Source organism: Klebsiella sp. JN_Kp122 (assembly GCF_040062085.1).
Taxonomy (GTDB): domain Bacteria; phylum Pseudomonadota; class Gammaproteobacteria; order Enterobacterales; family Enterobacteriaceae; genus Klebsiella; species Klebsiella aerogenes.
In genome coordinates this window covers 112,170-132,568 of record NZ_JBEAHW010000017.1, presented here as the reverse complement: position 1 = coordinate 132,568, position 20,399 = coordinate 112,170, and the positions used below count along the sequence as shown (strand labels likewise).

The window sequence follows — 20,399 nt, the reverse complement described above, 5'->3', positions numbered from 1 at the left end:
CGCATGAAAGCAGCGCCGAAAACGCCAAAAGCAAAACGTCAGGAAGAACAGGCCAACTTTATTAGTTGGCGTTTTGCGTTGCTGTGCGGATGTATTTTAATCGCTCTCGCCTTCCTGCTTGGCCGCGTCGCGTGGCTGCAGGTGGTGAGCCCGGACATGCTGGTGCGTCAGGGAGATATGCGTTCCCTGCGTGTGCAGGAAGTGTCAACCGCGCGCGGCATGATTACCGACCGCTCCGGCCGCCCGCTGGCGGTCAGTGTGCCGGTAAAAGCCATCTGGGCCGACCCGAAAGAGTTGCATGATGCCGGAGGCGTGACGCTCGATAACCGCTGGAAAGCGTTAGCCGATGCGCTGAACATGCCGCTGGACCAGCTGGCATCGCGCATCAACAGCAACCCGCGGATGCGTTTTATCTATCTGGCGCGTCAGGTGAACCCTGACATGGCTGACTACATCAAAAAACTGAAGCTGCCGGGGATTCATCTGCGTGAGGAGTCTCGCCGTTACTATCCGTCAGGCGAAGTAACCGCTCACCTCATTGGCTTCACCAACGTCGATAGCCAGGGGATTGAAGGGGTTGAGAAAAGCTTTGATAAGTGGCTGACCGGCCAGCCGGGCGAGCGTATCGTGCGTAAAGACCGCTATGGTCGCGTGATTGAAGACATTTCTTCCACCGACAGCCAGGCGGCGCATAACCTCGCGTTGAGCATCGACGAGCGCCTGCAGGCGCTGGTTTATCGCGAACTGAATAATGCGGTGGCGTTCAACAAAGCGGAATCAGGCACCGCCGTTTTGGTCGACGTCAACACCGGTGAAGTGCTGGCGATGGCGAATAGCCCGTCGTACAACCCGAATAATTTCGCGGGTACGTCCAAAGATACCATGCGTAACCGCGCCATCACCGACGTATTCGAACCGGGTTCAACGGTCAAACCGATGGTGGTGATGACGGCGCTGCAGCGCGGCATCGTCAATGAAAATACCGTGCTGAACACCATTCCATATCGAATTAACGGCCACGAAATCAAAGACGTGGCGCGCTATAGCGAATTAACCCTGACCGGGGTGCTACAGAAGTCGAGTAACGTCGGCGTTTCTAAGCTGGCGTTAGCGATGCCGTCCTCAGCGTTAGTAGATACTTACTCACGTTTTGGGCTTGGAAAGGCGACCAATTTGGGGTTGGTCGGAGAACGCAGTGGCTTATATCCTCAAAAACAACGGTGGTCTGACATAGAGAGGGCCACCTTTTCTTTCGGCTACGGGCTAATGGTAACTCCGTTACAGTTAGCGCGAGTCTACGCAACGATTGGCAGCTACGGCATCTATCGCCCGCTGTCGATTACCAAAGTTGATCCACCGGTTCCGGGTGAGCGCGTGTTCCCGGAATCACTGGTTCGTACCGTCGTTCATATGATGGAAAGCGTGGCGCTGCCCGGCGGCGGCGGCGTGAAAGCGGCGATCAAAGGCTATCGCATCGCGATTAAAACCGGTACGGCGAAAAAAGTGGGGCCGGATGGCCGCTACATCAACAAATATATTGCTTACACCGCAGGCGTTGCGCCCGCCAGCCACCCGCGTTTCGCGCTGGTGGTGGTGATCAACGACCCGCAGGCAGGTAAATACTACGGTGGCGCCGTTTCCGCGCCGGTATTCGGTGCCATCATGGGCGGCGTATTGCGCACCATGAACGTCGAACCGGATGCGCTGGCAACGGGCGAAAAAAGTGAATTTGTGATTAATCAAGGCGAGGGAACAGGTGGCAGATCGTAATTTGCGCGACCTTCTCGCTCCGTGGGTGCCAAATGCGCCGGAGCGAATTCTGCGAGAGATGACGCTGGACAGCCGCGTGGCGGCGTCCGGCGACCTCTTTGTCGCGGTACAGGGTCATCAGGCGGACGGGCGTCGTTATATCCCGCAGGCGATAGCGCAAGGTGTTGCTGCCATTATTGCTGAGGCGCAGGGCGAGGCCGCAGACGGCGAAGTTCGCGAGATGCACGGCGTGCCGGTCATCTACCTGAGCCAACTGAACGAGCGGTTATCCGCGCTGGCCGGGCGTTTTTACCAACAACCTTCGCAGCAGATGCGTCTGGTGGGCGTCACCGGTACTAACGGTAAAACCACGACTACGCAGCTGTTGGCGCAGTGGGCAAAGCTGCTCGGCGAAACCAGCGCGGTGATGGGCACCGTCGGTAATGGCTTGCTGGATAAAGTGGTGCCGACCGAAAACACCACCGGCTCTGCGGTCGATGTTCAGCACGTGCTTTCCGGCCTGGTAGGGCAGGGGGCGACTTTCGGCGCGATGGAAGTCTCTTCTCACGGGCTGGTTCAGCATCGCGTGGCGGCGCTGCAGTTTGCCGCCTCGGTGTTTACCAACCTGAGCCGTGACCACCTCGACTACCATGGCGACATGGAACATTACGAAGCGGCGAAATGGCTGCTCTATTCCACCCACCATTGCGGCCAGGCCATTGTTAACGCTGACGATGAAGTCGGGCGTCGCTGGCTGGCGAAACTGCCGGATGCGGTGGCGGTGTCGATGGAAGATCATATCAATCCGAACTGCCACGGCCGCTGGCTGAAGGCGACCGCGGTCAACTATCACGACAGCGGCGCGACCATTCAGTTTGACTCGAGCTGGGGCAAGGGCGAAATCGAAAGCCGCCTGATGGGCGCCTTTAACGTCAGCAACCTGCTGCTGGCGCTGGCGACGCTGCTGGCGCTGGGCTATCCGCTGGCGGATCTGCTGAAAACCTCTTCGCGTTTACAGCCGGTGTGCGGCCGTATGGAAGTGTTCAGCGCGCCGGGCAAACCGACCGTGGTGGTTGATTACGCCCATACGCCTGACGCGCTGGAAAAAGCGCTGCAGGCCGCGCGTCTGCACTGCAGCGGCAAGCTGTGGTGCGTCTTCGGCTGCGGCGGCGACCGCGACAAAGGTAAACGCCCGCTGATGGGCGCTATCGCGGAAGAGTTTGCCGATATCGTGGTCGTGACTGACGATAACCCACGTACCGAAGAACCGCGGGCGATTATCAATGACATTCTGGCTGGCATGCTTGATGCCGGGCAGGTGAAGGTGATGGAAGGCCGCGCGGAAGCGGTGACCGGCGCGGTGATGCAGGCGAAAGCGAACGACGTTGTGCTGGTAGCGGGCAAAGGCCACGAAGACTATCAGATCGTCGGTAACCGCCGTCTGGATTATTCCGACCGCGTTACCGTTGCGCGTCTGCTGGGAGCGGTAGCATGATTCGCTTTACATTAAGCCAGCTCGCCGAGATCGCCCGCGGCGAACTGCAGGGTAGCGATATCGCTATCGATGACGTGACGTCCGATACCCGCAAAGTCACGGCAGGTTGCCTGTTTGTGGCGCTGAAGGGCGAGCGATTCGACGCGCATGATTTTGCCGAACAAGCGAAAGCGGCGGGCGCAGGCGCGCTGCTGGTTAGCCGCCCGCTGGCCTGCGATTTACCGCAGGTGGTGGTGAAAGATACCCGTCTGGCTTTCGGCGAGTTAGCGGCCTGGGTGCGTCAGCAGGTGCCGACCCGCGTCGTTGCGCTCACCGGTTCGTCCGGTAAGACCTCGGTGAAAGAGATGACCGCGGCGATCCTCAGTCAGTGCGGCAACACGCTGTATACCGCCGGTAATCTGAACAACGATATCGGGGTTCCGATGACGTTGCTGCGTCTGAATAAAGATCACCAGTATGCGGTGATTGAACTCGGCGCCAACCATCAGGGCGAAATCGCCTGGACCGTCAGCCTGACGCGTCCGGAAGCAGCGCTGGTCAACAACCTCGCCGCCGCGCACCTCGAAGGGTTCGGCTCGCTGGCGGGCGTGGCTAAGGCGAAGGGCGAAATCTTTACCGGTCTGCCGCAAAACGGCATCGCGATTTTGAATGCCGACAATAACGACTGGCTGAACTGGCAGAGCGTGATTGGCGATCGCAAAGTGTGGCGCTTCTCGCCGAACGCGGCGAACAGCGACTTCACGGCGACCAACGTGCATATCACCAGTCATGGTACCGAATTTACGCTGCAGACCCCGTTCGGCAACATCGACGTACTGCTGCCGCTGCCGGGGCGCCATAACATCGCTAACGCGCTGGCGGCAACATCGCTGGCGATGGCGGTCGGCGCCGATCTGGCCGCGGTGAAAACCGGGCTGGCGCAGCTGCAAGCGGTGCCGGGACGTCTGTTCCCGATTCAACTGGCGGAAAACCAGCTGTTGCTGGATGACTCCTACAACGCCAACGTCGGTTCGATGACCGCCGCGGTACAGGTGCTGGCGGAAATGCCGGGCTTCCGGGCGATGGTGGTCGGCGATATGGCGGAGCTCGGCGCGGAAAGCGCGGCCTGTCATCGCGAAGTTGGCGAAGCGGCGAAAGCGGCGGGGCTGGATTGCGTCCTCAGCGTCGGTTCCCTGAGCACGGATATCAGCAGCGCCAGCGGCGTGGGCGAACATTTTAACGATAAAGCCGCCGTGGTAGCTCGCCTGCGCGAGCTGCTGGCAGAGCATAAAATCATGACCATTTTAGTGAAGGGTTCACGTAGTGCCGCTATGGAAGAGGTAGTACGCGCATTACAGGAGATTGCGACATGTTAGTATGGCTGGCCGAACATCTGGTCAAATATTATTCCGGCTTTAACGTCTTTTCCTATCTGACGTTTCGCGCCATCGTCAGCCTGCTGACCGCGCTGTTCATCTCTCTGTGGATGGGCCCGCGCATGATCGCCCGTCTGCAAAAACTGTCCTTCGGCCAGGTCGTTCGTAACGACGGCCCGGAGTCCCACTTCAGCAAACGCGGTACCCCAACCATGGGCGGGATCATGATCCTCACCGCGATTACCGTTTCCGTCCTGCTGTGGGCCTATCCGTCCAACCCGTACGTCTGGTGCGTGCTGACGGTATTAATCGGCTACGGCATCATCGGGTTTGTTGATGATTACCGTAAAGTCGTGCGCAAAGACACCAAGGGCCTGATTGCCCGCTGGAAGTATTTCTGGATGTCGGTGATTGCGCTGGGCGTAGCGTTCGCGCTGTATCTGGCGGGGAAAGACACCCCGGCGACCGAGCTGGTAGTGCCGTTCTTTAAAGACGTGATGCCGCAGCTGGGACTGTTTTACATCCTGCTGGCTTACTTCGTCATCGTCGGTACCGGCAATGCGGTCAACCTGACCGACGGCCTCGACGGCCTGGCGATTATGCCGACCGTCTTCGTCGCCGCCGGCTTTGCGCTGGTGGCGTGGGCCACCGGGAACATGAACTTCGCCAACTACCTGCATATTCCTTATCTGCGTCACGCCGGCGAGCTGGTTATCGTCTGTACGGCGATTGTCGGCGCGGGCCTGGGTTTCCTGTGGTTCAACACCTACCCGGCGCAGGTCTTTATGGGCGATGTCGGTTCGCTGGCGCTCGGCGGCGCGCTGGGCATTATCGCCGTACTGCTGCGCCAGGAATTCCTGCTGGTGATTATGGGCGGCGTTTTCGTCGTGGAAACCCTGTCGGTTATCCTGCAGGTCGGCTCGTTCAAGCTGCGCGGCCAGCGCATCTTCCGTATGGCGCCGATTCACCACCACTATGAACTGAAAGGCTGGCCGGAACCGCGCGTTATCGTGCGCTTCTGGATTATTTCGCTGATGCTGGTGCTGATTGGCCTGGCGACGCTGAAGGTACGTTAATCATGGCAGATTATCAGGGTAAAAAAGTCGTCATTATTGGGCTGGGCATGACCGGCCTGTCATGCGTGGACTTTTTCATGGCGCGCGGCGTAACCCCGCGCGTGATGGATACCCGCGTCGCCCCAGCCGGGCTTGATAAGCTGCCGGAAGCCGTTGAGCGCCACGTGGGCGGTCTTAACGACGATTGGCTGCTGGCGACGGATCTGATTGTCGCAAGCCCGGGGATTGCCCTTGCGCACCCTTCACTGAGCGCCGCGGCCGACGCTGGCGTGGAAATCGTCGGTGATATCGAGCTGTTTTGCCGCGAGGCTCAGGCGCCGATTATCGCCATTACCGGCTCTAACGGAAAAAGCACCGTCACTACCCTGGTGGGCGAGATGGCGAAGGCGGCGGGCGTGAACGTCGGCGTTGGCGGCAATATCGGCCTGCCGGCGCTGATGTTGCTGGATCCGGCGCGCGAACTGTACGTGCTTGAACTTTCCAGCTTCCAACTGGAGACGACCTCCAGCCTGAAAGCCGTCGCGGCAACCATCCTCAACGTGACTGAGGACCATATGGACCGCTATCCGCTGGGGCTGCAGCAGTATCGCGCGGCGAAACTGCGGGTCTATGAAAATGCTAAAACCTGCGTGGTGAATGCCGATGACGCGCTGACCATGCCGGTACGCGGCGCTGACGAACGCTGCGTCAGCTTCGGCGTCGATGTTGGCGACTATCACCTTAACCGCCAGCAGGGCGAAACCTGGCTGCGGGTGAAGGGTGAGAAAGTGCTGAACGTGAAGGAAATGACCATCAGCGGTCAGCACAACTACAGCAATGCCCTGGCGGCGCTGGCGCTGGCGGATGCCGCGGGCTTGCCGCGCGCCAGTAGCCTGAAGGCGCTGACCACCTTCACCGGCCTGGCGCACCGTTTCCAGCTGGCGCTGGAGCATAACGGCGTGCGTTGGATCAATGACTCCAAGGCGACCAACGTCGGCAGTACCGAGGCGGCGCTGAACGGCCTGCATCTTGACGGCACGCTGTATCTGCTGTTGGGCGGCGACGGTAAATCCGCCGACTTCACGCCGCTGAAACGCTATCTTGGCGGCGATAACGTTCGTCTGTACTGCTTCGGCCGCGACGGCGCTCAACTGGCGGCGCTGCGTCCGGAAATCGCGGTGCAAACCGAAACCATGGAACAGGCGATGCGGCAGATCGCTTCGCAGGTCAAATCAGGCGATATGGTCTTACTGTCGCCAGCCTGCGCGAGCCTGGACCAGTTTAAAAACTTTGAACAACGGGGCGATGTCTTTACCCGTCTGGCGAAGGAGTTAGGTTGATGCGTTTCTCTCTCCCACGCCTGAAAATGCCACAGCTGGGCCTGCCCCGGTTGAAGCTGCCGCGACTGCCGGGAATGTTTATTTTTGCCTGGCTGTTCGCCGCGCTGAAAGGTTGGGTGATGGGCTCGCGCCCGAAAGATAACGATAGCCTGGTCATGTATGACCGGATGCTGCTGTGGTTGACCTTCGGCCTGGCGGCGATCGGTTTTATCATGGTGACCTCGGCATCAATGCCGGTCGGACAGCGTCTGGCGAACGATCCGTTCCTGTTTGCTAAGCGTGATGGTCTGTACATTGTGCTGGCCTTCGCGCTGGCGATGATTACGCTCCGTCTGCCGATGGAGTTCTGGCAGCGCCACAGTACCGCGATGCTGATCGCCTCGATTGTGATGCTGCTGATCGTACTGGTGGTGGGGAGTTCGGTTAACGGCGCCTCGCGTTGGATCGCGCTCGGGCCGCTGCGTATTCAGCCGGCGGAGTTTACCAAGCTATCGCTGTTTTGCTACATCGCCAACTATCTGGTGCGTAAAGCGGATGAGGTGCGTAACAACCTGCGCGGCTTCTTAAAACCGATGGGCGTGATTTTCGTACTGGCGATTCTGCTGCTGGCGCAGCCTGACCTCGGTACGGTTGTCGTACTGTTCGTGACCACGCTGGCGATGTTGTTCCTGGCCGGCGCCAAGCTCTGGCAGTTTATCGCCATTATCGGCATGGGGATCTCGGCGGTGGTGCTGCTGATCCTCGCCGAACCGTATCGTATTCGCCGCGTCACTTCCTTCTGGAACCCGTGGGAAGACCCGTTTGGCAGCGGCTATCAGCTGACCCAATCGCTGATGGCCTTTGGTCGCGGCGAGATGTGGGGACAGGGCCTCGGCAACTCGGTGCAGAAACTGGAGTATTTACCGGAAGCGCACACCGACTTTATCTTCGCCATTATCGGCGAAGAACTCGGTTATATCGGTGTGGTACTCGCGCTTTTAATGGTATTCTTCGTCGCCTTTCGCGCCATGTCGATTGGTCGCAAAGCGCTGGAGATTGACCACCGCTTCTCCGGCTTCCTGGCCTGTGCAATCGGCGTGTGGTTTAGCTTCCAGGCGTTGGTTAACGTCGGGGCGGCGGCGGGGATGCTGCCGACCAAAGGTCTGACCCTGCCATTGATTAGTTATGGTGGTTCCAGTCTGCTGATTATGTCGACGGCCATTATGTTTTTATTGCGAATTGATTATGAAACGCGCCTCGAGAAAGCGCAGGCGTTTACACGGGGTGTTCGATGAGCGGTCAGGAAAAGCGGTTAATGGTGATGGCGGGCGGCACTGGCGGACACGTGTTCCCGGGGCTGGCGGTCGCGCACCATTTAATGGACCAGGGCTGGCAGGTTCGCTGGCTGGGCACCGCCGATCGTATGGAAGCGGATTTAGTGCCGAAACACGGCATTGATATCGATTTTATCCGCATCTCCGGCCTGCGTGGCAAAGGGCTAAAAGCGCAACTGTTAGCGCCGGTGCGGATCTTCAACGCCTGGCGGCAGGCGCGGGCGATCATGAAACGTTTCCAGCCGGATGTGGTGCTGGGCATGGGCGGTTATGTTTCCGGGCCTGGCGGCCTGGCGGCATGGTCGCTCGGGATCCCTGTGGTGCTGCATGAACAAAACGGCATTGCCGGCCTGACTAATAAATGGCTGGCAAAGATTGCGAAGAAAGTGATGCAGGCGTTTCCCGGCGCCTTCCCGCATGCAGATGTCGTCGGGAATCCGGTGCGTACTGACGTTCTCGCGCTACCGCTGCCGGGACAGCGTCTGGTGGGGCGGCAGGGGCCGATTCGCGTGCTGGTGGTTGGCGGCTCTCAGGGCGCGCGCGTGCTGAACCAGACTATGCCGCAGGTGGCCGCGAAGCTTGGCGATGCGGTGACTATCTGGCATCAGAGCGGGAAAGGCGGCATGGATACCGTGCGCCAGGCGTACGCCGCCGCCGGTCAGCCGCAGCATAAAGTGACTGAGTTTATTGATGATATGGCGGCAGCCTATGCCTGGGCCGATGTGGTTGTTTGTCGTTCCGGCGCGCTGACGGTCAGCGAAATCGCCGCCGCAGGTTTACCGGCATTGTTCGTCCCGTTCCAGCACAAAGATCGTCAGCAGTACTGGAATGCGCTGCCGCTGGAAAAAGCCGGCGCGGCGAAAATTCTCGAACAACCCGAGTTCACGGCGGATGCTGTGGCGGCCACCCTGGCCGGTTGGGATCGGGAAACCCTGATGGATATGGCGGAACGAGCGCGTGGCGCTTCGATTCCGGATGCTACCGAGCGGGTAGCGGAAGAGGTCAGCGCCGTAGCTTTGGCGCGCTAATCGCGGTGATTTTCACCGCCCGAATAAAGAAGTTGATGGCGTAAAGAATGAATACACAAGATTTGGCAAAACTGCGTTCCATAGTGCCCGAGATGCGTCGCGTCCGGCACATTCACTTTGTCGGCATCGGCGGTGCCGGTATGGGCGGTATTGCCGAAGTGTTGGCGAATGAAGGCTACCAGATTAGCGGCTCCGATCTCGCGCCGAATCCGGTGACTCAGCAATTGTCGCAGCTTGGCGCCACCATTTATTTCAACCATCGCCCGGAAAACGTGCGCGATGCCAGCGTTGTCGTGGTGTCCAGCGCGATCTCCGCGGATAACCCGGAAATCGTCGCCGCGCACGAAGCGCGCATTCCGGTGATCCGCCGCGCGGAAATGCTGGCGGAACTCATGCGTTTCCGTCACGGGATTGCGATTGCCGGTACTCACGGCAAAACCACCACCACCGCGATGGTATCCAGCATTTACGCCGAGGCCGGCCTCGATCCGACCTTCGTCAACGGCGGGCTGGTGAAGGCGGCGGGCGTGCATGCCCGTCTTGGCCATAGCCGCTATCTGATTGCGGAAGCGGATGAGAGCGATGCGTCGTTCCTGCATCTGCAGCCGATGGTCGCCATTGTGACCAACATTGAAGCTGACCATATGGATACCTATCATGGCGACTTCGAGAACCTGAAGCAGACCTTTATTAACTTCCTGCACAACCTGCCGTTCTACGGGCGCGCGGTGATGTGCGTGGATGACCCGGTGATTCGTGAACTGCTGCCGCGCGTCGGCCGCCAAATCACCACCTATGGTTTTAGCGATGACGCCGACGTACGCATTGAAGAGTATCGTCAGCTGGGCGCGCAGGGCCATTTCCGCCTGGTACGCCAGGATAAAGAGGTCATGCAGGTGACGCTGAACGCGCCGGGTCGCCACAATGCGCTCAACGCTGCCGCGGCCGTTGCCGTCGCGACGGAAGAGGGCATTGAAGACGAGGCGATTCTGCGCGCGCTGGAGAGTTTCCAGGGCACCGGCCGCCGTTTCGACTTCCTTGGCGAATATCCGCTGGCGGAAGTCAACGGCAAGAGCGGTAGCGCGATGCTAATTGACGATTACGGCCATCATCCGACGGAAGTTGACGCCACTATCAAAGCGGCGCGTGCCGGCTGGCCGGATAAAAATCTGGTGATGGTATTCCAGCCGCACCGTTATACCCGTACTCGCGATCTGTACGATGATTTCGCCAACGTGCTGACCCAGGTTGATGCGCTGCTGATGCTGGATGTGTATCCGGCGGGCGAAGCGCCGATCCCAGGCGCCGATAGCCGCTCACTGTGCCGCACGATCCGCGGTCGCGGCAAAGTTGACCCGATTCTGGTTTCCGATCCGGCGCAGGCCGCGGAGATGCTGGCATCGGTATTGACCGGCGACGATCTGGTGCTGGTGCAGGGCGCCGGCAACATAGGAAAAATCGCACGTCACCTGGCTGAAATCAAACTGGTACCGCAAAAAACGGAGGAGGACCGACATGGCTGATAAAATCGCGGTTCTCTTCGGCGGAACCTCCGCTGAACGTGAAGTCTCGCTGAATTCAGGCGCTGCGGTGTTGGCCGGGCTGCGTGAAGGCGGGGTGGATGCTCACCCGGTCGATCCGCGCGACGTTGATATCACCCAGTTGAAGAACATGGGCTTTAAGAAAGCGTTTATTGCCCTGCACGGGCGCGGCGGCGAAGATGGCACGCTGCAAGGCCTTCTTGAGCTCATTCAACTGCCGTACACCGGCAGCGGCGTAATGGCTTCCGCTATTTCTATGGATAAGCTGCGCAGTAAATTACTGTGGCAGGGGGCGGGATTACCGGTCGCGCCGTGGGTTGCATTGACCCGCGCGCAGTTCAACGCAGGACTTTCTGCTGGCGTTTCTGAGCAGATTGCGGCGCTGGGGCTGCCGGTTATTATCAAGCCGAGTCGCGAGGGGTCCAGCGTCGGCATGTCGAAAGTTAGCGAAAGTTGTGCAATGCAGGATGCATTGGCGCTGGCTTTTCAGCATGATGATGAAGTTCTGATTGAGAAATGGCTCAGTGGCCCGGAATTTACCGTCGCTATCGTCGGTGAAGAAATTTTACCGTCAATTCGTATCCAGGCGGCTGGAACCTTCTATGATTATGAGGCGAAGTATCTCTCTGATGAGACGCAATATTTCTGCCCTGGTTTTGAGGAACCCGCCCGCGAGTCAGAAATCCAGAGCCTGGTGCTTAAAGCCTGGAATGTTCTGGGTTGCAAAGGATGGGGACGTATTGATGTGATGCTGGACAGCGATGGCCAGTTTTATCTGCTGGAAGCGAACACCTCACCGGGGATGACCAGCCATAGTCTGGTGCCGATGGCGGCCCGTCAGGCGGGGATGAGCTTCTCGCAGCTTGTTGTACGAATTCTGGACCTGGCGGGGTGATATGTCGCAGGCGGCGCTGAATACGCGGAACCAGGAAGAAGAATCGATTGCTTCTTCGCGTCGGAATAATGGAACCCGGCTGGCAGGGATCGTTTTCCTGCTGGCGGTGTTGTGTACCGTGTTGGTCAGCGGATGGATGGTTCTTGGTTGGATGGAAGATGCGCAACGTCTGCCGTTGTCGAAAATGGTCGTCACCGGCGAACGTCACTACACGCGTAACGATGATATCCGTCAGGCTATTCTGGCGTTGGGCTCGCCGGGCACCTTTATGACTCAGGATGTCAACATCATCCAGAGCCAAATTGAGCGCCTGCCGTGGATTAAACAGGCGAGCGTAAGAAAACAATGGCCCGATGAATTGAAGATTCATCTGGTTGAATATGTGCCGATTGCGCGCTGGAATGATCAACATATGGTAGACGTCGAAGGAAATTCTTTCAGCGTGCCGGCGGATCGTACCAGCAAACAGAACTTACCGATGTTATACGGCCCGGAAGGCAGCGAAAATGAAGTGCTGCAGGGATACCGCGACATGGGACAGGTGCTGGCAAAGAATAAGTTCACGTTGAAAGTGGCGGCAATGACCGCGCGTCGCTCCTGGCAGTTGACGCTTAATAACGATATTAAGCTCAACCTTGGCCGCGGCGACACCATGAAACGGCTTCAGCGCTTTATGGAACTCTACCCGGTTCTTCAGCAGCAGGCACAGACCGACGGCAAACGGATAAGCTACGTTGATTTGCGCTATGACTCGGGTGCGGCGGTAGGTTGGGTACCTGCTCCCGTAGAGGAAAATAATCAACAACAGAATCAGGCACAGGCAGAACAACGATGATCAAGGCGACGGACAGAAAACTGGTAGTTGGACTGGAGATTGGCACCGCGAAGGTTGCCGCTTTAGTAGGGGAAGTTCTGCCCGACGGTATGATTAATATCATTGGCGTGGGCAGTTGCCCATCGCGCGGCATGGATAAAGGCGGGGTGAATGACCTCGAGTCGGTAGTGAAATGTGTACAGCGCGCTATCGACCAGGCTGAACTAATGGCCGATTGCCAGATCTCATCAGTGTATCTGGCGCTTTCAGGTAAGCATATTAGCTGTCAAAATGAGATTGGCATGGTGCCTATCTCCGAAGAAGAGGTGACGCAGGATGACGTGGAAAACGTCGTTCATACCGCGAAATCGGTACGCGTACGCGACGAACATCGCGTACTGCACGTCATCCCGCAGGAATACGCCATCGACTACCAGGAAGGTATTAAAAACCCGGTAGGGTTATCCGGCGTGCGTATGCAGGCGAAGGTACATCTGATTACCTGCCATAACGATATGGCGAAAAACATTGTTAAAGCGGTTGAACGTTGTGGTTTGAAAGTTGACCAACTTATTTTCGCCGGTTTAGCGGCCAGTTATTCCGTATTAACGGAAGACGAACGTGAGCTGGGTGTCTGCGTCGTGGACATCGGCGGTGGTACAATGGATATCGCCGTGTATACCGGCGGCGCGCTGCGTCACACCAAAGTGATCCCTTACGCGGGGAACGTGGTGACCAGCGATATCGCCTATGCCTTCGGTACGCCGCCGAGCGACGCCGAAGCCATCAAGGTTCGTCACGGTTGCGCATTAGGTTCAATCGTCGGTAAAGACGAGAACGTGGAAGTACCGAGCGTGGGCGGACGTCCGCCGCGCAGCCTGCAGCGTCAGACGCTGGCAGAGGTGATTGAACCGCGTTATACCGAACTGCTCAATCTGGTTAACGAAGAAATCCTGCAGCTGCAGGAACAGCTCCGTCAGCAAGGGGTCAAACACCATCTGGCGGCGGGGATTGTATTAACCGGCGGCGCCGCGCAAATTGAAGGCCTGGCGGCCTGCGCGCAGCGCGTGTTCCATACGCAGGTGCGCATTGGCGCGCCGCTGAACATCACCGGTTTAACGGATTACGCTCAGGAGCCGTACTATTCGACGGCGGTTGGGCTGCTGCACTACGGAAAAGAGTCACATCTCAGTGGTGAAGCAGAAGTAGAAAAACGCGTGACGGCGTCAGTGGGCTCGTGGATTAAGCGACTCAACAGCTGGCTGCGAAAAGAGTTTTAATTTTTTAAGAGAACGCAGACAATTAGCGTTCTCAGGCGACAGGCACAAGACGGAGAGAAACTATGTTTGAACCTATGGAACTGACCAACGACGCGGTGATTAAAGTCATCGGCGTCGGTGGCGGCGGCGGTAATGCCGTTGAACACATGGTGCGCGAGCGCATTGAGGGTGTTGAATTCTTCGCGGTGAACACCGATGCGCAGGCGCTGCGTAAAACGGCTGTTGGCCAGACTATCCAGATCGGTAGCGGTATTACCAAAGGTCTGGGTGCAGGCGCGAACCCGGAAGTGGGCCGTAATGCGGCTGACGAAGACCGTGAAGCGCTGCGCGCTGCGCTTGATGGCGCGGACATGGTCTTTATCGCGGCGGGTATGGGCGGCGGTACCGGTACCGGTGCGGCGCCAGTGGTCGCGGAAGTGGCGAAGGATCTGGGTATCCTGACCGTTGCGGTCGTCACTAAGCCATTTAATTTCGAAGGCAAGAAGCGCATGGCGTTTGCTGAGCAGGGGATCACCGAGCTGTCCAAGCACGTTGACTCACTGATCACCATCCCGAACGACAAGCTGCTGAAAGTACTGGGCCGCGGTATCTCTCTGCTCGACGCTTTCGGCGCGGCAAACGACGTACTGAAAGGTGCGGTGCAGGGTATTGCCGAACTGATTACCCGTCCGGGTCTGATGAACGTCGACTTCGCGGACGTCCGTACCGTGATGTCGGAAATGGGCTACGCGATGATGGGCTCCGGCGTGGCGAGCGGTGAAGACCGTGCGGAAGAAGCGGCTGAAATGGCTATCTCTTCTCCGCTGCTGGAAGATATCGATCTGTCCGGCGCGCGCGGCGTTCTGGTCAACATCACCGCTGGCTTCGACCTGCGTCTGGATGAGTTCGAAACCGTTGGTAACACTATCCGCGCCTTTGCTTCGGATAACGCGACCGTGGTTATCGGTACCTCTCTGGACCCGGATATGAACGACGAGCTGCGCGTAACCGTTGTTGCCACCGGTATCGGTATGGACAAGCGTCCGGAAATTACCCTGGTGACCAACAAACAGGTACAGCAGCCGGTAATGGATCGCTACCAGCAGCACGGTATGGCTCCATTAACGCAAGAGCAGAAACCGGTGGCGAAAGTGGTGAACGACAATACGCCGCAAACCGCGAAAGAGCCGGATTATCTGGATATTCCAGCTTTCCTGCGTAAGCAAGCCGATTAAGAATTGGCTGGAAGTTGGGCATCTGCGCTCTTTGTGCTAAACTGCCCTGCCGAATGTATAGTACACTTCGGTTGGATAGGTAACTTGGCGAGATTATACGATGATCAAACAAAGGACTCTTAAACGTATTGTTCAGGCGACTGGTGTCGGTTTGCATACCGGCAAGAAAGTCACGCTGACTTTACGCCCTGCGCCGGCAAATACCGGGGTCATCTATCGTCGCACCGACTTGAATCCACCGGTTGATTTTCCGGCTGATGCCAAATCTGTGCGTGATACCATGCTCTGTACTTGCCTGGTGAACGAGCATGACGTGCGGATTTCTACAGTCGAGCACTTAAATGCCGCACTGGCTGGCCTGGGCATCGACAACATTATTGTTGAAGTCGATGCGCCGGAAATCCCGATTATGGACGGTAGCGCCGCTCCGTTCGTTTATCTGTTGCTGGATGCCGGCATCGATGAACTGAACAGCGCCAAGAAATTTGTGCGTATCAAAGAGACGGTTCGCGTTGAAGATGGCGACAAATGGGCTGAGTTTAAGCCGTATAATGGTTTTTCGTTGGACTTTACCATCGACTTTAACCATCCGGCGATCGACTCCAGCACCCAACGCTATGCGCTGAACTTCTCGGCCGATGCGTTCATGCGTCAGATTAGCCGTGCTCGTACTTTCGGTTTCATGCGTGATATCGAATATCTGCAGTCCCGTGGCCTGTGCCTGGGCGGCAGCTTCGATTGTGCCATCGTTGTTGACGATTATCGCGTACTGAACGAAGACGGTCTGCGCTTCGAAGATGAATTTGTTCGCCACAAAATGCTGGATGCGATCGGTGACCTGTTTATGTGTGGTCACAACATTATCGGCGCATTCACGGCGTTCAAATCCGGTCACGCGTTAAATAACAAACTGCTACAGGCTGTTCTGGCAAAACAGGAAGCCTGGGAGTATGTGACCTTCGAAGACGACGCAAAACTGCCGCTGGCATTCCGCGCACCGTCAATGGTTCTGGCGTAAGCCTGACCATTCAGTAAATTCGACTGGTAACCTGGTACTCTCTCCGTCCAGGGAACCAGTCGTTTTTCTTTTAGCCTCCCTAAAGCGCTTTTCACTGTGTTTCGCCGGCAATAATATGTGCGCGTTCGCTGCTTTATTAAGCGTTTTCCCGCAGCATTAGCGTTCATTCCTGCTGTCTCGGCGCGGTATTAATGTTAGTATTTGGGCGCAAAATTTTTCTCTGGGTTGCTTTATCCTGTCGATTTCAGGCTGTACTGCGAAGACCGCTAATAAAATGGACCGCCTGAAAGGACCCAGGAATACCAACTAAAGGTAAAGAAAGTGAGTGGATTGCTGACGCGTTGGCGACAGTTTGGCAGACGGTATTTTTGGCCGCATCTCCTGTTGGGGATGGTCGCGGCTAGCCTCGGCCTGCCTGCGCTTAACAACAGCCACGAAACCACTACGCCGGCGAAAGCCACGGCCAGCAACCATAATCCGAATAAAGTTAACTTCTCCCAGCTGGCGCTGCTGGAGGCCAATCGTCGGCCGAACTTTACCGTCGACTACTGGCATCAGCATGCGATTCGCACCGTCATTCGCCATCTGTCGTTTGCGATGGCGCCGCAGGCTTTGCCGGTGGCGGAAGAATCATCGCCGCTGCAGGCCCAGCATCTGGCCCTGCTCGATACGCTCAGCGCGCTGCTGACCCAGGACAGCAAACCGCCGGTGGTTATCCGCCAGGCGGCTTATATCCCTTCTTCTTATTCTGCCTTCCGCGTCAGCGCCTGGATAAGCCAGGTAGCGGGGATCCGCGCAGGGCCTCAACGTCTCAGCTGAAAATAAACACGGACCATCCTATTTTTTTTGACTCCGCACCGCGGGGCGTTTGAGATTTTATTATGCTAATTAAAATGTTAACTAAAGTGTTCGGTAGCCGTAACGACCGTACGCTGCGTCGTATGCGCAAAGTCGTCAACATCATCAATGGTATGGAACCGGCGATGGAAAAGCTCTCTGATGACGAGCTGAAAGCCAAAACCGGGGAATTCCGCGCGCGTCTGGAGAAAGGTGAAAGCCTGGAAAGCCTGATCCCGGAAGCGTTTGCCGTGGTGCGTGAAGCGAGTAAACGCGTCTTCGGCATGCGCCACTTCGACGTGCAGCTGCTGGGCGGTATGGTACTGAACGACCGTTGCATCGCGGAGATGCGTACCGGTGAAGGTAAAACCCTGACCGCGACGTTACCGGCGTATCTTAACGCGCTGACCGGTAAAGGCGTTCACGTCGTTACCGTCAACGACTATCTGGCGCAGCGTGACGCCGAAAACAACCGTCCGCTGTTCGAATTCCTCGGTATGAGCGTGGGCATCAATATGTCCGGCCTGCCTGCGCCGGCGAAGCGTGAAGCCTACGCGGCCGACATCACCTACGGTACCAACAACGAATACGGCTTCGATTATCTGCGCGATAACATGGCGTTCAGTCCGGAAGAGCGCGTACAGCGTAAACTGCACTATGCGCTGGTGGATGAGGTGGACTCCATCCTGATCGACGAAGCGCGTACCCCGCTTATCATTTCCGGCCCGGCTGAAGACAGCTCCGAAATGTATCGCAAGGTGAACAAAATTATTCCGCACCTGATCCGCCAGGAAAAGGAAGACTCCGACACCTTTACCGGTGAAGGCCACTTCTCCGTGGATGAGAAAGCTCGCCAGGTTAACCTGACCGAACGCGGTCTGGTACTGATCGAAGAGCTGCTGGTGCAGGAAGGCATCATGGAGGAAGGCGAATCACTGTATTCTCCGACCAACATCATGCTGATGCACCATGTTACCGCCGCGCTGCGCGCCCACGCGCTGTTTACCCGCGACGTTGACTACATCGTGAAAGATGGCGAAGTCATCATCGTCGATGAACACACCGGCCGTACGATGCAGGGGCGTCGCTGGTCCGATGGCCTGCACCAGGCGGTAGAAGCCAAAGAAGGGGTGGAGATCCAGAACGAGAACCAGACTCTGGCATCCATCACCTTCCAGAACTACTTCCGCCTGTACGAGAAGCTGGCGGGGATGACCGGTACCGCGGATACCGAAGCCTTTGAATTCAGCTCCATCTATAAACTGGATACCGTTGTCGTCCCGACTAACCGTCCGATGATTCGTAAGGATATGGCGGATCTGGTCTACATGACCGAAGCGGAAAAAATTCAGGCGATTATCGAAGATATTAAAGATCGTACCGCCGCCGGTCAGCCGGTGCTGGTCGGTACTATCTCAATCGAAAAATCTGAAGTGGTTTCCCGCGAACTGACGAAAGCCGGCATCAAGCACAACGTTCTGAACGCCAAGTTCCACGCCAGCGAAGCGGATATCGTCGCCCAGGCGGGTTATCCGGCTGCGGTCACCATCGCCACCAACATGGCGGGCCGTGGTACCGATATTATGCTCGGCGGTAGCTGGCAGGCGGAAGTTGCCGCGCTGGAAAATCCAACGCCGGAGCAGATTGAAAAAATCAAAGCTGACTGGCAGGTGCGCCACGATGCGGTCCTGGCCGCAGGCGGTCTGCACATCATCGGTACCGAGCGTCATGAATCCCGTCGTATCGATAACCAGCTGCGTGGCCGTGCTGGCCGTCAGGGTGATGCCGGTTCTTCCCGCTTCTACCTGTCGATGGAAGATGCTCTGATGCGTATCTTCGCCTCCGATCGCGTATCCGGCATGATGCGTAAACTGGGGATGAAGCCGGGCGAAGCTATCGAGCACCCGTGGGTGACCAAAGCGATTGCCAACGCCCAGCGTAAAGTGGAAAGCCGCAACTTCGACATTCGTAAACAGCTGCTGGAATATGATGACGTCGCCAACGATCAGCGTCGCGCTATCTATACCCAGCGTAACGAGCTGTTGGATATCTCCGACGTGAGCGAAACCATCAACAGCATCCGCGAAGACGTCTTCAAAGCCACTATTGATGCGCATATCCCGCCGCAGTCGCTGGAAGAGATGTGGGATATTGAAGGCCTGCAGGAACGTCTGAAAAACGACTTCGACCTTGAGCTGCCAATCAAAGAGTGGCTGGATAAAGAGCCGGAGCTGCACGAAGAGACCCTGCGTGAACGTATTCTGCAGAGCGCGGTAGAAACCTACCAGCGTAAAGAAGAAGTGGTCGGCGCCGAAATGATGCGTCACTTCGAGAAAGGCGTCATGCTGCAAACGCTGGATTCCCTGTGGAAAGAGCACCTGGCGGCGATGGACTACCTGCGCCAGGGTATCCATCTGCGCGGCTATGCGCAGAAAGATCCGAAGCAGGAGTACAAGCGCGAATCCTTCTCGATGTTTGCCGCTATGCTCGAATCGCTGAAGTATGAAGTTATCAGCACGCTGAGCAAGGTACAGGTGCGGATGCCGGAAGAAGTCGAAGAGATGGAACAGCAACGTCGCGAAGAGGCAGAGCGTCTCGCGCAGATGCAGCAGCTGAGCCATCAGGATGACGATACACTGGCTGCCGCCTCGCTGGCTGAACAGACCGGCGACCGTAAAGTCGGGCGTAACGATCCGTGCCCGTGCGGTTCCGGTAAAAAATACAAACAGTGCCACGGCCGTCTGAGCTAAGGGCTGATAAAAAGAAAACCAGGGCGCAGATTTCTGCGCCTTTTTTATGGAGCTGTTTCAATGAAAAAACTGCAAATCGCCGTCGGGATAATTCGCAATCCGCAAGGCGAAATTTTTATTACCCAGCGTGCTGCAGACGCGCATATGGCCAATAAACTGGAATTCCCCGGCGGAAAAATAGAATCAGGTGAGACGCCGGAACAGGCGCTGGTACGTGAACTGCAGGAAGAGGTCGGGATTACGGTGACGACGTCCACGTTGTTCGACAAACTGGAGTATCAATTCCCGGATCGCCATATCACGCTATGGTTCTTCCTGGTGGAAAACTGGCAAGGTGAGCCGTGGGGCAAAGAAGGACAACCGGGGCAGTGGATGGCGCAGCAGGCGTTGGATCCGCAGGCATTTCCGCCGGCGAACGAGCCGATAATTAATAAACTTATTACGCTTGCCTGAGCGCCGGGCAACCCGGCGCAGGCCTGAAACGCTAATCCGGAACGTCCCGGATTAGCGATAGGAAAGGTTACTGCTGCGGCTCGCTCCAGTCATCGCTGTCGGATAAGTCGCCGGAACTGGGGATACGTTTCTCTTCCGCCGCCCACTCGCCAAGATCGATCAGCTGGCAGCGCTTCGAGCAAAACGGGCGAAACGGGCTTTGCTCGCTCCAGACGACGTTTTTACCGCAGGTTGGGCAGTTAACGATAGTCTCTTCTGACAT

General features: G+C 57.4%; 17 protein-coding genes. 16 read left to right on the top strand and 1 reads right to left on the bottom strand.

Annotation, left to right across the window (positions count from 1 at the left end; all coding sequences use genetic code 11):
• Positions 1 to 3 precede the first annotated feature (3 nt).
• From ABLU78_RS06065 to mutT, 16 genes are all read left to right on the top strand, one after another.
• A complete protein-coding gene (locus tag ABLU78_RS06065) occupies positions 4 to 1,770 on the top strand; it encodes a peptidoglycan glycosyltransferase FtsI (RefSeq protein ID WP_015368251.1) in 1,767 nt (588 codons plus the stop codon).
• The gene (gene murE / locus ABLU78_RS06060) at positions 1,757 to 3,244 is read left to right on the top strand and encodes a UDP-N-acetylmuramoyl-L-alanyl-D-glutamate--2,6-diaminopimelate ligase (protein ID WP_015368250.1); all 1,488 of its coding nucleotides are present in this window, start codon (positions 1,757 to 1,759) and stop codon (positions 3,242 to 3,244) included. The genes ABLU78_RS06065 and murE overlap by 14 nt, the downstream gene beginning before the upstream one ends.
• Positions 3,241 to 4,599, top strand: a complete 1,359-nt coding sequence (murF, locus tag ABLU78_RS06055; protein WP_047077407.1) for a UDP-N-acetylmuramoyl-tripeptide--D-alanyl-D-alanine ligase — start codon at positions 3,241 to 3,243, stop codon at positions 4,597 to 4,599. The genes murE and murF overlap by 4 nt, the downstream gene beginning before the upstream one ends.
• A complete protein-coding gene (gene mraY / locus ABLU78_RS06050; protein WP_004204335.1) occupies positions 4,593 to 5,675 on the top strand; it encodes a phospho-N-acetylmuramoyl-pentapeptide-transferase in 1,083 nt (360 codons plus the stop codon). Before murF ends, mraY begins: the two co-directional genes overlap by 7 nt.
• A gap of 2 nt (positions 5,676 to 5,677) precedes the next feature.
• A complete protein-coding gene (gene murD / locus ABLU78_RS06045) occupies positions 5,678 to 6,994 on the top strand; it encodes a UDP-N-acetylmuramoyl-L-alanine--D-glutamate ligase (protein ID WP_048230124.1) in 1,317 nt (438 codons plus the stop codon).
• Positions 6,994 to 8,268 (top strand): cell division protein FtsW, encoded by a 1,275-nt coding sequence (gene ftsW / locus ABLU78_RS06040; RefSeq protein WP_015368247.1) that lies wholly within the window; start codon positions 6,994 to 6,996, stop codon positions 8,266 to 8,268. Before murD ends, ftsW begins: the two co-directional genes overlap by 1 nt.
• Positions 8,265 to 9,335 carry an undecaprenyldiphospho-muramoylpentapeptide beta-N-acetylglucosaminyltransferase gene (gene murG / locus ABLU78_RS06035; protein ID WP_015368246.1) on the top strand — a complete coding sequence of 357 codons (1,071 nt, stop codon included), beginning with the start codon at positions 8,265 to 8,267 and terminating at the stop codon, positions 9,333 to 9,335. The genes ftsW and murG overlap by 4 nt, the downstream gene beginning before the upstream one ends.
• 47 nt (positions 9,336 to 9,382) lie before the next feature.
• Complete coding sequence (murC, locus tag ABLU78_RS06030; protein ID WP_048230126.1) at positions 9,383 to 10,858, top strand: UDP-N-acetylmuramate--L-alanine ligase; 1,476 nt, start codon at positions 9,383 to 9,385, stop codon at positions 10,856 to 10,858.
• Positions 10,851 to 11,771, top strand: a complete 921-nt coding sequence (locus ABLU78_RS06025; protein ID WP_015704403.1) for a D-alanine--D-alanine ligase — start codon at positions 10,851 to 10,853, stop codon at positions 11,769 to 11,771. The genes murC and ABLU78_RS06025 overlap by 8 nt, the downstream gene beginning before the upstream one ends.
• A gap of 1 nt (position 11,772) precedes the next feature.
• Entirely contained in the window at positions 11,773 to 12,606 is an 834-nt protein-coding gene (ftsQ, locus tag ABLU78_RS06020) for a cell division protein FtsQ (RefSeq protein ID WP_015368242.1), read from the top strand.
• Complete coding sequence (ftsA, locus tag ABLU78_RS06015; protein WP_002888625.1) at positions 12,603 to 13,865, top strand: cell division protein FtsA; 1,263 nt, start codon at positions 12,603 to 12,605, stop codon at positions 13,863 to 13,865. The genes ftsQ and ftsA overlap by 4 nt, the downstream gene beginning before the upstream one ends.
• 62 nt (positions 13,866 to 13,927) lie before the next feature.
• On the top strand, positions 13,928 to 15,079 hold the full coding sequence (gene ftsZ / locus ABLU78_RS06010) for a cell division protein FtsZ (RefSeq protein ID WP_004857884.1): 1,152 nt from the start codon (positions 13,928 to 13,930) through the stop codon (positions 15,077 to 15,079).
• Positions 15,080 to 15,179: 100 nt separating this feature from the next.
• Positions 15,180 to 16,097 (top strand): UDP-3-O-acyl-N-acetylglucosamine deacetylase, encoded by a 918-nt coding sequence (lpxC, locus tag ABLU78_RS06005; RefSeq protein ID WP_015368241.1) that lies wholly within the window; start codon positions 15,180 to 15,182, stop codon positions 16,095 to 16,097.
• 321 nt (positions 16,098 to 16,418) lie between these two features.
• Positions 16,419 to 16,916 carry a secA translation cis-regulator SecM gene (gene secM / locus ABLU78_RS06000; RefSeq protein WP_015368240.1) on the top strand — a complete coding sequence of 166 codons (498 nt, stop codon included), beginning with the start codon at positions 16,419 to 16,421 and terminating at the stop codon, positions 16,914 to 16,916.
• A gap of 62 nt (positions 16,917 to 16,978) precedes the next feature.
• Positions 16,979 to 19,684 (top strand): preprotein translocase subunit SecA, encoded by a 2,706-nt coding sequence (gene secA / locus ABLU78_RS05995; protein ID WP_015368239.1) that lies wholly within the window; start codon positions 16,979 to 16,981, stop codon positions 19,682 to 19,684.
• Between the two features lie 60 nt (positions 19,685 to 19,744).
• Entirely contained in the window at positions 19,745 to 20,137 is a 393-nt protein-coding gene (gene mutT / locus ABLU78_RS05990) for an 8-oxo-dGTP diphosphatase MutT (protein WP_015368238.1), read from the top strand.
• A gap of 67 nt (positions 20,138 to 20,204) precedes the next feature.
• Here mutT and yacG read toward each other — a convergent pair whose 3' ends face one another.
• The gene (yacG, locus tag ABLU78_RS05985; RefSeq protein ID WP_015368237.1) at positions 20,205 to 20,399 is read right to left on the bottom strand and encodes a DNA gyrase inhibitor YacG; all 195 of its coding nucleotides are present in this window, start codon (positions 20,397 to 20,399) and stop codon (positions 20,205 to 20,207) included.